Raw genomic sequence first — 13,878 nt, forward strand, 5'->3', positions numbered from 1 at the left:
ACTTAAACGAATTTCCGGGGGGGGTCCTCAAAGGAGAAGCCAGAGTTGTGACAAATTCACACTTTTGCGGCGGAACTTTGTCAAATTGCCAAAACTAATTGAGCATCTGGCGCTAAGTCGCTGAAATCGCGGCAGGTTTCAGCGTACCTGCTTGACGCCGATCTTTTTGCCCGTGGCCAGGTGTTCCATCACATAAAAGCCCAGGGCGTTTTTACTGATGCGCACCCGGGTGTCTTCACCACTGTAGTAGTAGCGGGCGGCATTGCGCTGCTGCCAGACCTGGCCATTGTCCAGGTAGAAATAGGTGCTGTCGGACCAGCCCTTGAACGGCTGCTTGATGGAGGCGGTCAGCTCGAAAGCCTTTTCCACCTCCTTGACCTCCTCCACGGATTTGCGTATCTGCGGGGCCTGCCAGGCGGTGTAGCGAATCAGCCACTGATCCAGGGCTTCCCTCTCTGCATCCGAGAGCTTGTGCAGGCCGGCGTCCTGGTATTCCTGGGTGCTCATAAGCCCTTCGACACCGGGGAATTGAACGGTGTCCTGGGCCAGGGTGATTGTACTGGCCAAAAGCAGCAGGCTGGCGAGGATTCTTTGCGGCATGTGGGGTCCTTTGTGGCTTGTCAGAAGCGCTGGCTCAAGCGGGTGTACCAGAAGCGCCCCTTCAGTTCATGGGTCCTGCCGTCGATATTATCGTTAAACGCGGAACTGGCCAAAGGGGCCTCCTCGTCCAGCAGGTTATCTATTCCCAGGGAGAGGCGCAGCCCCTGCAGAATATCGAAGGTATAGCTGAGCTGCAGGTCGTGCGCGGTCCAGGCGTCGATTTTGCGGAATTGCCCGGTGCCGGGGATGGTTTCAGAGAGGCTGTCCACATGATGTATCTGGTAGCTGCCTTTCCAGCGATCCTGCCTCCAGCTCAGGCTCAGCTGGGATTTCCACTCGGGAATGCCACCCAGGCCCTCTGAGGCTTCATCGCGAAACGTGCCCGCCAGGTCCAGGGTCGGGGCAGTGGCATCCAGCCGCGCCTGGTAGTCGCGAATCCAGGTGCTGTTGAGCTTGAGGCTGATCTGGCCCCAGGGCCGCTGCGGCAGGTGCCAGGTTGCCGCGAGGTCAGCACCGCGAACCCGGCGTTCGCCAATGTTCAGGTTGTTGGCGGTAACCAGCGTCAGGTTGCCCACGTCATCGCGGCTCACCCGATCGGTAAAAGCGCCGTTGCGCGCGTTCTGGTTGACCAGAAACTGGGCGCTGGAAGAGACCACATTCTCCTGTTCGATGTGAAAGTAGTCCGCTGACATCACCAGGCCCTGCACTGACCCGGGAGTCCACACCAGGCCGAGGCTGTAACTGTCTGATGTCTCTGGCCGCAGTGCCGGATTACCACCCTTGACGGTAAGGAATTGATTGCGGGAGGGGTCTGCAAGTGCCTTACAGCCTGGCAGTACACCCACGTTGGCCGCCCGGGTACAGGGATCGTCAATAAAGGCCTGTTCTTCGGTGTTGCCCTCGTACAGTTCGTTCAGGCTCGGAGCCCGGAAGCCCTCTGCGTAGTTGGCTCGCAGGAGCAGGGACGGGTTGGCCTGCCAGCGCAGGGTGATTTTGGGGTTGGTGGTGGAGCCGAAATCACTGTAGTCGGAGACGCGAATGGCAGCTTCCAGATCCAGGCTTTGCAAGCCGTCACCGGCTTTCCACAGTGGCACCAGCGTTTCCAGGTAGACTTCGGACACGGTGCGAGAGCCGCTGGTCGCCTCGAAATTACTGGCGCCAATGGTGCTGGCGTTGGCCAGCAGGTCTGATGGCCGCTTGCTGGTGGATTCCCAGCGATGTTCCAGGCCAAAGGCCAGGTCGGTGCGCCCTGCGGGCAATCCGGAGAGGGCGCGAGAGAAGTTGGCGGAAAAGCCAGACAGTTTGGAGTAACCACTCACCTCTCCCCTGGCCTTGATGTAGTTGACCTGCGCTGGGCTAATAGCGCCGTTGGGACCGATGAGGTCAATAGCCACGCAATCGTCTACGGGGGGACCCTGGCAGTTATCAGCCGGGCCAATTCCGCGGGCCAGCCGGTCGGCGTTGACGATGGCTCGCGTCGATTCCACGGCCTTGCTCATGCTCCAGTTGTAACCAAAGTCCCAGTTCCAGTCCGCCAGCAGGCCTTCGACCACGGCGCTGAAGCGCGTGGTTTCCGACTCGTTGAGCTGGCGCCGGTTGGGGAATTCCAGCAGCCGTCGGCGCACATCAGACAGTTCCACCCCAAAGGGGTTGTAGATGTTGTCTGCAGCTACCACCAGCGGGTTTTGCTCGAAGGCGGTAAACACGGGAGTGGGCGCCAGGGTGGCCTGGCTTTCTGTCTCCACGTAATGCAGGTCGATAAAACCGGTGACACTCTCGCTGAAATCGTAACTGGTATTGGTGTAAACGCTGCTGCGCTCCAGGGGGACCACGGCGGTGGTATACGGGGCGTAATCGAACAGGTCCTCAGGCGTGGCGCTGCGATAGCCATTGCCCTGGGCGATCAGGGTTTCGCCGCTCGGCAGGGTCAAGCGGGCGTTGGGGGTGGCGCTGGAGCGTTGATCCGAGCCGCCAATGGCGCGGGTGTCAGCACTGGCAGAAACGTCTCTGTCCCGACTGTAAATCGGCTCCTGCTGGTACAGCGAGGCGCTGATGAAGAAAGAGCCATCCGGCAGCCCGGTGCCGTATTGAAAGGTCGCCGTGGAGGTATCCAGGTCGCCTTCCTGGCTGCGTCCGTAGTATCCCTCGGCAAGAAAACCGTGGAAATCCTGTTTCATGATCACGTTGACCACGCCGGCGATGGCATCCGAGCCGTAAATGGCTGAGGCCCCGTCCTTGAGAATCTCGATTCGCTCAACGGCAGCGGGTGCAAAGCTGTTCAAATCCACAGATTCGCCGGCGAGGCCGTCGTTAGCCACCCGGTGACCGTTGACCAGCACCAGGGTATTACTGGCGGGCAGGCCGCGAAGTGTCACCGTGGCCGTGCCATTGCCGCCGTTGGAGATGGCGGTGCTGAGGGCGTTGCCGCTCACCGCCGGTACAAACTTAAGCAACTCTCCCAGAGACTGGGCGCCACTCAGCTCGATGTCTGGCGAGGCCAGCACGTCCACGGGTGCTCCCGCGTTGTAACCCGTGCGCCGGATTCGTGAGCCGGTTATCCGGCTGCCATAGACATAGGTATGCTCGATCCCCGGGACATAGGTGGGGTATTTGCCGGCCATGTCCTCGGGCTGGACGCATTCGTCGCGCCGGGAGCTGCAGGTCGGGCTGTAAATGGCGATGACGTCACCATCCACCAGTTTCCAGTTGAGCGTGGTTCCTCCCAGTAACTGGTCGAGGGCGTCGCTGGGTCGCATGGTTCCCACTACCGGGGGGGCTGGCAGGTTGCGCACCACGTGATCGGCAAAGACAATGGAGAGCCCACTTTGCTGGCTGAGCTGGATCAGGGCCGCGGACAGTTGCGGGGCCTCGATCGTGTAATGGATGGAGTCCGCGGTACTTGCAGTCGCGGGCTGGGCAAGGCCCAGACTCAGGGCAGCCGCCAGCAGGGCGCCGCGCCATGCAGGTGGCGCCGCCGGGAGCACTTCCGGATCTCTCGCAGTGCCGATAGACATGGGCAGCTCGGTTGTGGCAGGGCCACAACCCTTTGAAAATATTGGATTTAGTAGGAACTACGGCGGTGCAGATCGGGATGGCCGGAGTTCCACGCAGGCCCCTTTATAGCTTACTGATCTGCTTTGAGCAACCGCACCGCGGAATCGCTTAACGGCCGGATTTCAAGCTCCAGACTGATGGCAAGTGCTGCCAGCGATGTCTCGGGGTTGTCCAGCTCGAACACACCGGAAACCGTGCGGCTGAGAAGTTCGGGATCGGAGATGAAGATCCGGGTACTGGAATAACGTTGCAGTTCCGCAACCAGCTGGGGGAGCGGCATTTCCCGGGCAACCAATTGTCCTTGCTGCCAGGCAAGGGCCTGCTCCAGGTTGTCGTCGGTGCTGACCTCCCAGCCCTGTTGCTGGGACAGAAGTCGTTGATTTGTCCGCAACACCTTTGAGGTTGGAGCGCGGCCGGGGCTAGCTTGCCGTTCCGTCACCCTGACCACGCCTTCGGTGACGGCGATTTCTGTCCCTTCTTCCCGACGATAAACGTTGAAGGCGGTACCCAGTGCAGTTACCCGGGTCTCACCTGCGTCCACGTGGAAAGGCCGCTCCTTGTTGGACTCAACCTTGAACCAGGCTTCGCCTTTCTGTAATTCAATCAGGCGCTCGTCGTCGGTATAGGTCACGCTGATCTGGCTGTCGGTGTTGAGCCGGGCGAGAGAGCCGTCGGGCAATGCCACTTCGATACGCTCGCCCACCACACTCCGGTATTGATTGCTGACCGGTTCGGATTGTAGCTGGGGCCACAGGAATACGGCGAGCACCAGGGAAGCCGCTACTGAAGCAACGGCCGCTGGCAGCCAGCGCGAGCTGTTGGCTGCCTCGGTGGGCAGGCCTTCCGCGGGCTGCATATGACGGACGACGCCGAGGTCGTCCCACAGGTCCAGCGCTTCGTCCATGGCGGCTTGATGAGAGCGGTCTTCAGCGAGCCACAGGGCAAAGGATTGACGATCGTCTTCTGACACCTCATCGGAGCGCAGCCGGGCAACCCAGCCCAGGGCTGCGTCGCAGGTTTGCTCATACTGTTTGTCAGCTTGCTGGCTCATTGTCTCTACCACGGCTTCCTGCCGCTTGATTTTCTGCAGCAATCCCGCCGGGGACTTGCCTGAGTATAGTCGTTATATTGGTGTAACGAGTGAGCAAATGGTTCCCTCAATCGCCACCGGTAAAACTTGTTAATCATCAAGGTCAGGGGCCTCGTTGGCCTCAATGGCCGCCATGGTCTGTCGACACTGTTTCAGGGCCCGCAGGATATATTTCTCCACGCTGGAGACCGATACCTGCATCTGTTCGGCAATGGCGCTGTAGGGCAGCCCGTTCTGGCGGTGTAGCAGGAACGCCTGCTTGACCTTGAAGGGCATGCTGTCGAGCGCACTTTCTATCGCCTGCAGTTTTTGCCGGGCTCCCAGGATCTGCTCGGGGGAGGCGCCTGCCGCATTAAGGTCTGGCGGTTCACCTTCCATCACCTGCCCCTTTTCGGTTCTCAGGAAGCGAAAATGCAATTGCCGCCGGCGCAACTGATCCACCGCCAGGTTGGTGGCCACCTGGAACAGGAAGGCGCGGGCATTGTCGAGATTTTCGGGCTGCTCCAACCGGTGCAGGCGCATGTAGGCTTCCTGCGCCAGCTCCGCCGCATCTTCCCGGCTGTCCAGCTTGCGCGCCAGGTAGTTCTCCAGCGGGCCCCCATGCTTGGACACCAGTTCGGCAATGAACTTGTCTTTGTCGCTAGTCACAGGCAGATCATGCCACCGCAAAGCGGCCCGTGGCCAGCGTCTGTCGCCGATGGATCAGAACAGCACCCGACAGCGAATGGTGCCGTCGATGGCGGCCAGTTTTTCCAGGGCGATGTCGCTGTACTCGGCGTCAACATCGATGACCACGTAACCGACCGTTTCGGTGGTTTGCAGGTACTGGGCGGAAACGTTGACGCCGTTGTCGGAAAAGACATTGTTAATGGCGCTCATCATGCCCGGTACGTTGTTGTGAATGTGCAGCAGCCGGTGGCTGCCGGCGTGCTCGGGCAGTGCCACCTCGGGGAAGTTGACCGAGGAGATGGTCGTACCGTTGTCGGAATACCGGGCCAGTTTTTCGGCCACTTCCATGCCGATATTTTCCTGTGCCTCCACGGTGCTGCCGCCGATATGCGGGGTGAGGAAGGTATTGTCGTAGGCCCGCAGCGGGGACACGAATTCGTCGTCATTGGAGCGCGGCTCGACCGGGAATACGTCGATCCCGGCGCCACCCAGCCTGCCCGCGTCCAGGGCGCTGGCCAGGGCGTCGATGTCGACGACGGTTCCGCGGGAGGCATTGATCAGTATGGCGCCCTGCTGCATTTGCGCCAGTTCTGCGGCGCCGATCATGTTCTGGGTGGAACCGGTCTCCGGTACGTGCAGGCTGACCACGTCGGAACTGGCCAGCAGTTGATTGAGGCTGGGTACCTGGCGGGCGTTGCCCAGGGGCAGCTTGTTCACCACATCGTAAAACTGCACCTGCATGCCCATGCCCTCGGCAATCACTCCCAGCTGCATACCGATATTGCCGTAACCGATGATGCCAAGTTTCTTGCCTCGAATTTCGAACGAGTTGACCGCGCTCTTCATCCACTCGCCGCGGTGCGCCGCCGCATTTTTTTCGGCGACGCCGCGCAGCAGCAGAATGGCCTCGGCGATGACCAGCTCCGCCACGCTGCGGGTGTTGGAGAAGGGCGCGTTGAACACCGCAATGCCGCGACGGGTAGCCGCCGCAAGATCGACCTGGTTGGTGCCGATGCAGAAACAACCGACGGCCACCAGCTTTTTGGCAGCGTCGAAAATGTCCTCGGTCAGCTGGGTGCGGGAGCGAATGCCCACGAAGTGGGCCCCCGCGATAGCGGCCTTGAGCTCCTCCGGGGGCAGGGCTTTCTTGTGCACTTCGATATTGTGGTAGCCATCGCGTTGCAGCGTTTCGATGGCGGAGGGGTGAACGCCCTCCAGCAGGAGAAATTTGATCTTCTCCTTGGGCAGTGACTGTTGGGTCATGACCGGTGAATCCTGTCTGGTAAAAGGCCGCAAAGCTGGCCGGGCTGGAAAAAGGGCGCGTATGGTACCATACGCCGCCCCGAATCTGCCCCCTGTAAAATACCGGAGGATGCCCCTTGGCAGCATTGCTGGATACCGCTCTTTTAAACACCCTTCGAGACATCTGTGGCGAAGGCCGGGTGCTGACAGATGATGAGAGCCTGCAGCATTACGGCCGGGACTGGACCCGGTTTCACCGGCCCGCCCCCTGCGCCGTGGTGCTTCCCGGCAGCATCGAGGAGGTGCAGTCGATTGTCCGCCTGGCGGCCAGGGAGCAGTTGTCCCTGGTTCCCTCCGGCGGGCGCACCGGACTCAGTGCCGGAGGGGTGGCCTGCAGGGGCGAACTGGTGGTCGCACTGGACCGCCTCAATCGCATCGATAAGTTCAACCCCGTGGATCGTACCGTGCGCTGCGGCGCCGGCGTGATTACCGAACAGCTGCAACAGTTTGCCGAAGAACAGGGACTTTATTATCCCGTTGACTTCGCCTCATCGGGCTCCAGCCAGATCGGCGGCAATATCTCTACCAATGCCGGGGGGATCAAGGTGATTCGCCACGGCATGACCCGGGACTGGGTTGCCGGCCTCAAGCTGGTCACCGGCACCGGCGAATTACTGGACCTCAACCGCGGCCTGATCAAGAACAACGCCGGTTATGACCTGCGCCATCTGGTCATCGGCGCCGAAGGCACCCTGGGTATCGTGGTGGAAGCCACCATGCAGCTGGATCGAAGCCCCGGGGACCTGGCGGTGCTGGTACTGGGCTGCCCGGACATGGCGGCGATTATGCAGGTGCTGGCCAGTTTCCAGGCGCAGATCGAGCTCTCGGCGTTCGAGTTCTTCTCCGAGCTGGCCCTGCAGAAGGTGGTCCAGCACCAGGGTTTGCAGCGCCCCTTCGAAACCCCCTGCGAATATTACGCCCTGCTGGAGTTCGAGCAGGCCGACGAGGCGGCCATGGATAAAGCCATGACCCTGTTCGAGCACTGTGTGGAGCAGGGCTGGGTGCTGGATGGCACCGTCAGCCAGAGTGTTGCCCAGGCGCAAAACCTGTGGCGCCTGCGGGAGGACATTTCCGAGACTATTACTCCCTGGACACCCTACAAGAACGATATCTCCACGGTGATTTCAAAAGTCCCCGACTTCCTGGCCGAGGTGGAAGAGGTGGTCAACAGCAACTATCCGGATTTCGAGATTGTCTGGTTCGGCCACATTGGCGACGGCAATGTGCACCTCAATATCCTCAAGCCGGAGTCGCTGGAACTGGACGCCTTCAGGGAGCAGTGCGGCGAGGTGTCGAAGTGGGTATGTGAGATTGTGCAGCGCTATGGCGGTTCGGTGTCGGCGGAGCATGGGGTGGGGTTGCTCAAGAAAGAGTACCTGGGCTACTCACGATCGGATGCCGAGATCGAGATCATGAGGCAGATCAAGCGGGTGTTTGATCCGCACCTGATCATGAATCCCGGGAAGATTTTCGACGTTTAATCTGTTCTCTACCCGCCGAGCTGGCGCCGCGGGGTAGTTGCGCCCGGTGACCGCCAAAAATCGTACTTCCCTGTACAGGCTCGGCGGCTGCCATCCATGGCAGCCGACGCCCCCGGGCACAACTACCCCGCGACACCAACTCTACAATCGTTTGTCGAAATCTCGAGACGCGAAACTGCGATGGTCAGTTGATTCGCGATGCAAGAGACGGCGGTGCGGTTTGTATCCCTCCGGGGGCGTCTGAGCGCATGGACGCGCTCAGCCGAGCCTGTACATGGACGTACGCTTTTTGGCGTACCCCGGAGGGATACAAACCGTAGCGACGGCTCGACGAGTAAAGCGCCTGGATCCCGGTGTGCCGGACCACCGCTGACGCGAGGATGACGGTTTGGGTGTGCGGGGATGACCGCTTTGCGAGTCTACAACAATCGCAAAGGCTCTTCCTGTAGCGCCGCCAGCTGCTCCCGCAGCTCCAGCACATGCTCCGCCCAGTAGCGCTCGGTATTGAACCAGGTGAAAGAGCGGGGAAAGGCCGGGTCCTCCCAGCGCCGGGCCACCCAGGCGGCGTAGTTCACCAGGCGCAGGGTGCGCAGCGGCTCTATCCAGCGCAACTGGGCCGCATCGAAATCACAGAATTCCGAGTAGCCTTCCACCAGTTCGCAAAGCTGTAGCTCCCGCTCGTGGCGCTCGCCGTTGAGGAACATCCATAAGTCCTGTACCGCGGGGGCCATCATGCTGTCGTCCAGGTCGACAAAGTGGGCGACATCGTCGCGCCACAGGATATTACCCACGTGGCAGTCGCCGTGGACGCGGATTTCGTCTTCCCCGGTGGGCTGGTAGCTTTGTTCCACGGTTGCCAACAGGTCCGCGGTGAGCGATTCGTAGGCGGGTCGCAACTCGGAGGGGATAAAGTGTTGCAGCAGGAATTCGCGATTCTCGGCCAGCATGCGCTGGACGCAGATTCGCTGCCGGTGCTGGAAGCGGGAGGCCCTGCCCACGGCGTGGATGCGTCCCAGGGTCCGGCCCAGCACCAGCAGGTTATCCAGGTTGTCCAGTTCCGGAGGGTAGCCGCCGCGACGCTGGAACAGGGCGAAGTAGAAACCCTGGTACCGGTGCAGCGACTGTCCCCCATCTCCGACCATGGGGGCGACGACCGAGATCTCCGCCTCCGCCAGCTCCAGACTGAAACTGTGCTCCTCGCCGATCTGCTCCAGGCTCCAGCGCTGCGGTCGGTAGAATTTGGCGATCAGCGGCTCGCCCCCTTCGATACCCACCTGGTAGACCCGGTTTTCGTAGCTGTTCAGGGCCAGCAGGCGGGCATCGGACAGGCGTCCGGTTGACTCCACGGCGTCAATGACCGTGTCCGGGGTGAGCAGGTCGTAGGGATGCAGGTTCACGGCTGGTCTCCCGCCTCGGAGAGCAGGGCAACGCTCTTGATCTGGGCGAATACGCTGTCGCCCACTTGCAGCGCCAGGCGGTCAGCCGACTTGCGGGTAATGCGGGCCAGCAGGTGCTGCTCTCCCAGGCGCAGGCGCAGTAACAGGCGCGCCCCCCGGCAGGTTTCGATTTCTTCCACGGTGACCGGCAGGATATTGAGAATGCTGGAATCCTCGGGCCGTGAGCGGCAGATGCTGACATCCCTGGCGGGGATGCGCAGGCGCCGCGCTGAACCAACGGGCTGTTGCAGGTGATTCACGTACAGTGTTTCTCCCTCCACGTTAATCTCGGTCAGGGAGAAGGTGTCGTCCTGTGCCTGTATGCTGCCCTGCAGCAGGGCGGCGGCCTGCTCTTCATGGGCGAGGCGGCTGTCCAGCCGGGAACACAGTGCCAGCAGGGAGCCTTCATCCTGCAGTTCGCCGCCGTCCAGCAACAGCAGGTGATCCGCCAGCTGGCTCACTTCTTCGATATCGTGGCTGACGTAAATCATCGGCAGCTCCAGCTCACTGGCTATCTGTTGCAGCAGGCCCAGGCACTCGGCGCTGGCCTGTTGATCCAGGTTGGCCAGGGGTTCATCCAGCAGCAGCAGGCGCGGGGCGCCAAGCAGGGCCCGGCCGATGGCCACCCGTTGCTTTTGCCCCGCTGACAGGGTTGCCGGCAGGTGCGGCAGCAGCTTGCTGAGCCCCAGGGTTTGATACAGTTGTGCCTGCGCCATGGGCGGTGACCCCCGGGCCCGGCGACGGGCGTAATCAAGGTTGCCGGCCACGCTGAGGTGGGGGAACAGGCGCGCATCCTGGAACACGTAGCCAATGCGTCTGTGCCAGGGCGGGGTGTTGCGGTCCGCGGCGAACCAGCATTGCCCGCCAAAGTAAATCTCGCCGCTGTCGGGCTGGCGCAAACCCGCAATACAGTCCAGCAGGGTGCTCTTGCCGCTGCCGCTGGGGCCGTAAATAGCGGTGACGCCCTCACCGGGAATGTCGCTTTTCAGCCTGAGCTTGAAACCACCCTCGCCGGAGCAGCGGATGTCCAGCGCCAGGCTCATACCTTCACCCGCCAGGCCACCGGCCCGTTATTGCGGTAAATGAAAAACAGCAGGGCAAGGGAGAACACCACCAGTCCTCCGGCCATGCGATGGGCCTCATCAAAGCGCAGGGTTTCAACCTGGTCGTACAGCGCGATAGACAGGACCTGGGTTTCGCCCGGAATATTGCCGCCAATCATCAGTACCACCCCGAACTCACCGACGGTGTGGGCGAAGCCCAGGCTGGCGGCGGCGATAAAACTTCTGCGGGTCAGGGGCAGCACCAGGGAGCGAAACTGGTCCCAGGGAGTGGCGCCCAGGGTCGCGCCCGCCTGCAGCAGCCCCCGGGGCAGGGATTGAAAGGCGGACTGCAGTGGCTGTACCACGAAGGGCAGGGAGTAAATCACCGAACCGATCACCAGGGCGCTGAAACTGAAAGCCAGGCGGGTGCCGGTGAGTTGTTGCCACAGCTGGCCCAGCGGCGAATCCGGTGCCAGCGCCAGCAACAGGTAAAAGCCGAGTACGGTAGGTGGCAACACCAGTGGCAGGGCCACCAGTGCCTCGATGACAGCGGACGTATTGCTGCGGCGATTCGCCAGCCACCAGGCCAGCGGCGTTCCCAGCAGTAGCAGGATGACGGTGGTAACGGCGGCCAGGCTGGCGGTCAGGCCGATCACATCCACTTCGGCGGGGCTCAGGGGCAAGGCAGGTATCCGGCGTCGATAATCATTTGCCGCACGGTATCACTTCCCAGCCACTGTAGGTAGGCGCGGGTGGCGGGCGAGGGGTGCAGCACCAGCAGGGATTGTTGCAGGGGGGCGTACCAGTCACCCGGAATCGGTTGCGCTGCGGGCGCCTGGGACGCTGCCACCAGCGCCAGGTCAACCGCCCCCGCGCGCCAGAACTGGTAGGCCTGTAACACACTGGCCCCGCGCACGGGTTTGCGCGCTGCGGCGGCCGCCAGCTCAGGGCGCGACAATACCTGGGCCGCGGCCCGGCCGTAGGGCGCGGTTTGCGGATTGGCGATGGCCAGGGACTTGCGGGGATCGTTGAGTTCACTGAGGTCACCGCCGACGAGTGCCAGTTGCCCGATGGCGTAGCAGGCTTCCTCGACGCCCAGCCCATCCCGGCGCAGGTCGACAACGGTCTGGTGGTCGGCAGACAGGAACAGGTCAAAGGGCGCGCCGTGGCGTAGCTGGGTGGCCAGCACGCCGGTAGAGGCGCTGGACAGGAGAATCGCCGGCCCACCCTCGACCCGGTAGGCCAGGTTGATCTTCTCCAGGGTGGCACGAAAGTTCGCCGCCACGGCCACCCGCAGGGGCTCTTCTGCCGCGGTGCGGGTGCACCCGGCTAACAGAAGGACTAATAGAAGGTATCGGATCATGGACAGTACCGCTATTGTGGAGGTGGAGTGCGGGCCAGGCACCAGACGTCGACGCGCGCCGCTCCCGCCTGCCGCAGCGCGGACGCCGCCTCCCGGGCTGTTGCTCCGGTGGTGAGCACATCATCTACCAGCGCCACGCGGAGGTTGTCACAGCTCCCGGTGACAGTAAAGGTGCCCTGCAGATTGCGCGCCCGCTGGCGGGCGTCCATGCCGGATTGGGCCGCGGTGGCGCGGGTGCGCCTCAGTCGTCCGGCGTCCACTGGCAGGCCCGGCAGCGCCCGGGCGAGCTCCCCCGCCAGCAGTTCCGCCTGGTTATACCCGCGCCGCCATTGCCGATACCAGTGCAGGGGTATCGGCAGCAGAATGTCGGGCAGTACGGTGACGTCGGCGCTGCGCAACCAGAGATCCGCCATTAACGGCGTGAGCGCCAGATCATCCTGAAACTTCCATCGCCGCAGGATATAGGCAAAGTATTCGCCGTAGAGCCATGGGGCGACAACCCGGTCAAAGGCGGGGGGAGCCTGCAGGCATTGCCCGCACAGGAGGCTATCGCTGGCCAGGGGGAGGGCACAGCGCCGGCAACACCGCGCATTGGCCGCCAGCTCGTTCCGGCAGTCGGCGCACAGCGGCAGCCTGCCCGGGCACCGCCACTGGCAAAGGCAGCAGACATTGGGGAACAGGGCGTCGGCGAGGCGCCCGAGGAGGCTGTTAACCATTGTGCGCCCTGCAGGTTGACAGCACGGGGCTTGGGGTTATCATTACCGGCTTCCGCATTCTCTTTTCAGGTGTGATATGAGCACAGCCACCACCCGCCCTGCGCCCGATGCCCAGGAGATACGCCATGACTGGACACGCCAGGAAGTGGAGGCCCTGTTTGCCCTGCCTTTCAACGACCTGCTGTTTGCAGCCCAGAGCGTGCACCGTCAGTATTTTGACCCAAACCAGGTGCAGGTGAGCACACTGCTTTCCATCAAAACCGGCGCCTGCCCCGAGGACTGCGCCTATTGCCCCCAGAGCACCCGTTACGACACCGGCCTGGAAGTGGAAAAACTGATGGAAGTGGAAAAAGTGCTCGAGCAGGCCCGGGCCGCCAAGGCAGCGGGGTCCACCCGTTTCTGCATGGGCGCCGCCTGGCGCTGCCCCAAGCCCCGGGACATGCCCCATGTCGTGGCCATGGTGAAGGGCGTGCGCGAACTGGGCATGGAGACCTGCATGACCCTGGGGATGCTCACAGAGGAACAGGCCGAAGAACTGGCGGAGGCCGGGCTGGACTACTACAACCACAACCTGGATACCTCCCCGGAATACTACGGTGACATTATCACCACCCGTACCTACCAGGACCGCCTGGATACCCTGGATCACGTGCGCAAATCCGGCATGAAGGTCTGCAGCGGGGGCATTGTCGGCATGGGAGAGCAACAAACCGATCGTGCGGGTATGCTCCAGGCCCTGGCCAACCTGCCCCAGCACCCGGAAAGTGTTCCCATCAATATGCTGGTGCGGGTTGAAGGTACGCCACTGGCGGACGAGGAGGACCTGGATCCCATCGAGTTTATCCGCACCATTGCCGTCGCCCGTATCATGATGCCCGCCTCCCACGTGCGCCTGTCAGCCGGTCGCGAGGGAATGAACGAGCAGATGCACGCCCTGGCCTATTTTGCCGGTGCCAACTCCATCTTTTACGGCGAAAAGCTGTTGACCACACCCAACCCCCGGGCCAATCAGGACCTGGCCCTGTTTGCCCGCCTGGGCATTAACCCGGAGCAACGGGAAGTGGCCCAGGCCCCGGAAAATCCGAGCCCGTACTACTACGACGCGACGGCCGCCAGCGCCTGAG

General features: G+C 62.3%; 12 protein-coding genes. 2 read left to right on the top strand and 10 right to left on the bottom strand.

What is annotated here, in order from left to right; all coding sequences use genetic code 11:
- Positions 1-138: 138 nt before the first annotated feature.
- From E2F43_RS06510 to serA, 5 genes are all read right to left on the bottom strand, one after another.
- Entirely contained in the window at positions 139-600 is a 462-nt protein-coding gene (locus tag E2F43_RS06510; protein WP_133210751.1) for a hypothetical protein, read from the bottom strand.
- 20 nt (positions 601-620) lie between these two features.
- A complete protein-coding gene (locus E2F43_RS06515) occupies positions 621-3,614 on the bottom strand; it encodes a TonB-dependent receptor (protein WP_238946765.1) in 2,994 nt (997 codons plus the stop codon).
- Between the two features lie 110 nt (positions 3,615-3,724).
- The gene (locus E2F43_RS06520; RefSeq protein ID WP_133210755.1) at positions 3,725-4,705 is read right to left on the bottom strand and encodes a FecR family protein; all 981 of its coding nucleotides are present in this window, start codon (positions 4,703-4,705) and stop codon (positions 3,725-3,727) included.
- A gap of 129 nt (positions 4,706-4,834) precedes the next feature.
- Positions 4,835-5,392 carry an RNA polymerase sigma factor gene (locus tag E2F43_RS06525; protein WP_133210757.1) on the bottom strand — a complete coding sequence of 186 codons (558 nt, stop codon included), beginning with the start codon at positions 5,390-5,392 and terminating at the stop codon, positions 4,835-4,837.
- Between the two features lie 54 nt (positions 5,393-5,446).
- On the bottom strand, positions 5,447-6,676 hold the full coding sequence (serA, locus tag E2F43_RS06530) for a phosphoglycerate dehydrogenase (RefSeq protein WP_133210759.1): 1,230 nt from the start codon (positions 6,674-6,676) through the stop codon (positions 5,447-5,449).
- Between the two features lie 125 nt (positions 6,677-6,801).
- Here serA and E2F43_RS06535 point away from each other — a divergent pair, with 125 nt between their 5' ends.
- Complete coding sequence (locus tag E2F43_RS06535) at positions 6,802-8,196, top strand: FAD-binding oxidoreductase (RefSeq protein ID WP_133211144.1); 1,395 nt, start codon at positions 6,802-6,804, stop codon at positions 8,194-8,196.
- A 419-nt stretch (positions 8,197-8,615) separates the two neighbouring features.
- On the opposite strand, the gene E2F43_RS06540 is transcribed toward E2F43_RS06535, so the two are convergent.
- Genes E2F43_RS06540 through E2F43_RS06560 form a run of 5 tightly spaced genes read right to left on the bottom strand, consistent with a single transcriptional unit; the run spans position 8,616 to position 12,754 of the window.
- The gene (locus E2F43_RS06540) at positions 8,616-9,593 is read right to left on the bottom strand and encodes a serine/threonine protein kinase (protein ID WP_133210761.1); all 978 of its coding nucleotides are present in this window, start codon (positions 9,591-9,593) and stop codon (positions 8,616-8,618) included.
- The gene (modC, locus tag E2F43_RS06545; RefSeq protein ID WP_133210763.1) at positions 9,590-10,675 is read right to left on the bottom strand and encodes a molybdenum ABC transporter ATP-binding protein; all 1,086 of its coding nucleotides are present in this window, start codon (positions 10,673-10,675) and stop codon (positions 9,590-9,592) included. The genes E2F43_RS06540 and modC overlap by 4 nt, the downstream gene beginning before the upstream one ends.
- Complete coding sequence (modB, locus tag E2F43_RS06550; RefSeq protein ID WP_133210765.1) at positions 10,672-11,358, bottom strand: molybdate ABC transporter permease subunit; 687 nt, start codon at positions 11,356-11,358, stop codon at positions 10,672-10,674. Before modB ends, modC begins: the two co-directional genes overlap by 4 nt.
- Positions 11,349-12,038: a molybdate ABC transporter substrate-binding protein gene (gene modA / locus E2F43_RS06555; protein ID WP_133210767.1), complete on the bottom strand. Its 690-nt coding sequence runs from the start codon at positions 12,036-12,038 to the stop codon at positions 11,349-11,351. The genes modB and modA overlap by 10 nt, the downstream gene beginning before the upstream one ends.
- An 11-nt stretch (positions 12,039-12,049) precedes the next feature.
- Positions 12,050-12,754, bottom strand: coding sequence for a ComF family protein (locus E2F43_RS06560; RefSeq protein ID WP_133210769.1), 705 nt, complete (start codon positions 12,752-12,754; stop codon positions 12,050-12,052).
- Positions 12,755-12,830: 76 nt separating this feature from the next.
- On the opposite strand from E2F43_RS06560, the gene bioB reads away from it, so the two are divergent.
- Positions 12,831-13,877 carry a biotin synthase BioB gene (bioB, locus tag E2F43_RS06565; RefSeq protein ID WP_133210771.1) on the top strand — a complete coding sequence of 349 codons (1,047 nt, stop codon included), beginning with the start codon at positions 12,831-12,833 and terminating at the stop codon, positions 13,875-13,877.
- Position 13,878: the final 1 nt, after the last annotated feature.

Source organism: Seongchinamella unica, from assembly GCF_004354085.1.
Lineage (GTDB): Bacteria > Pseudomonadota > Gammaproteobacteria > Pseudomonadales > Halieaceae > Halioglobus > Halioglobus unicus.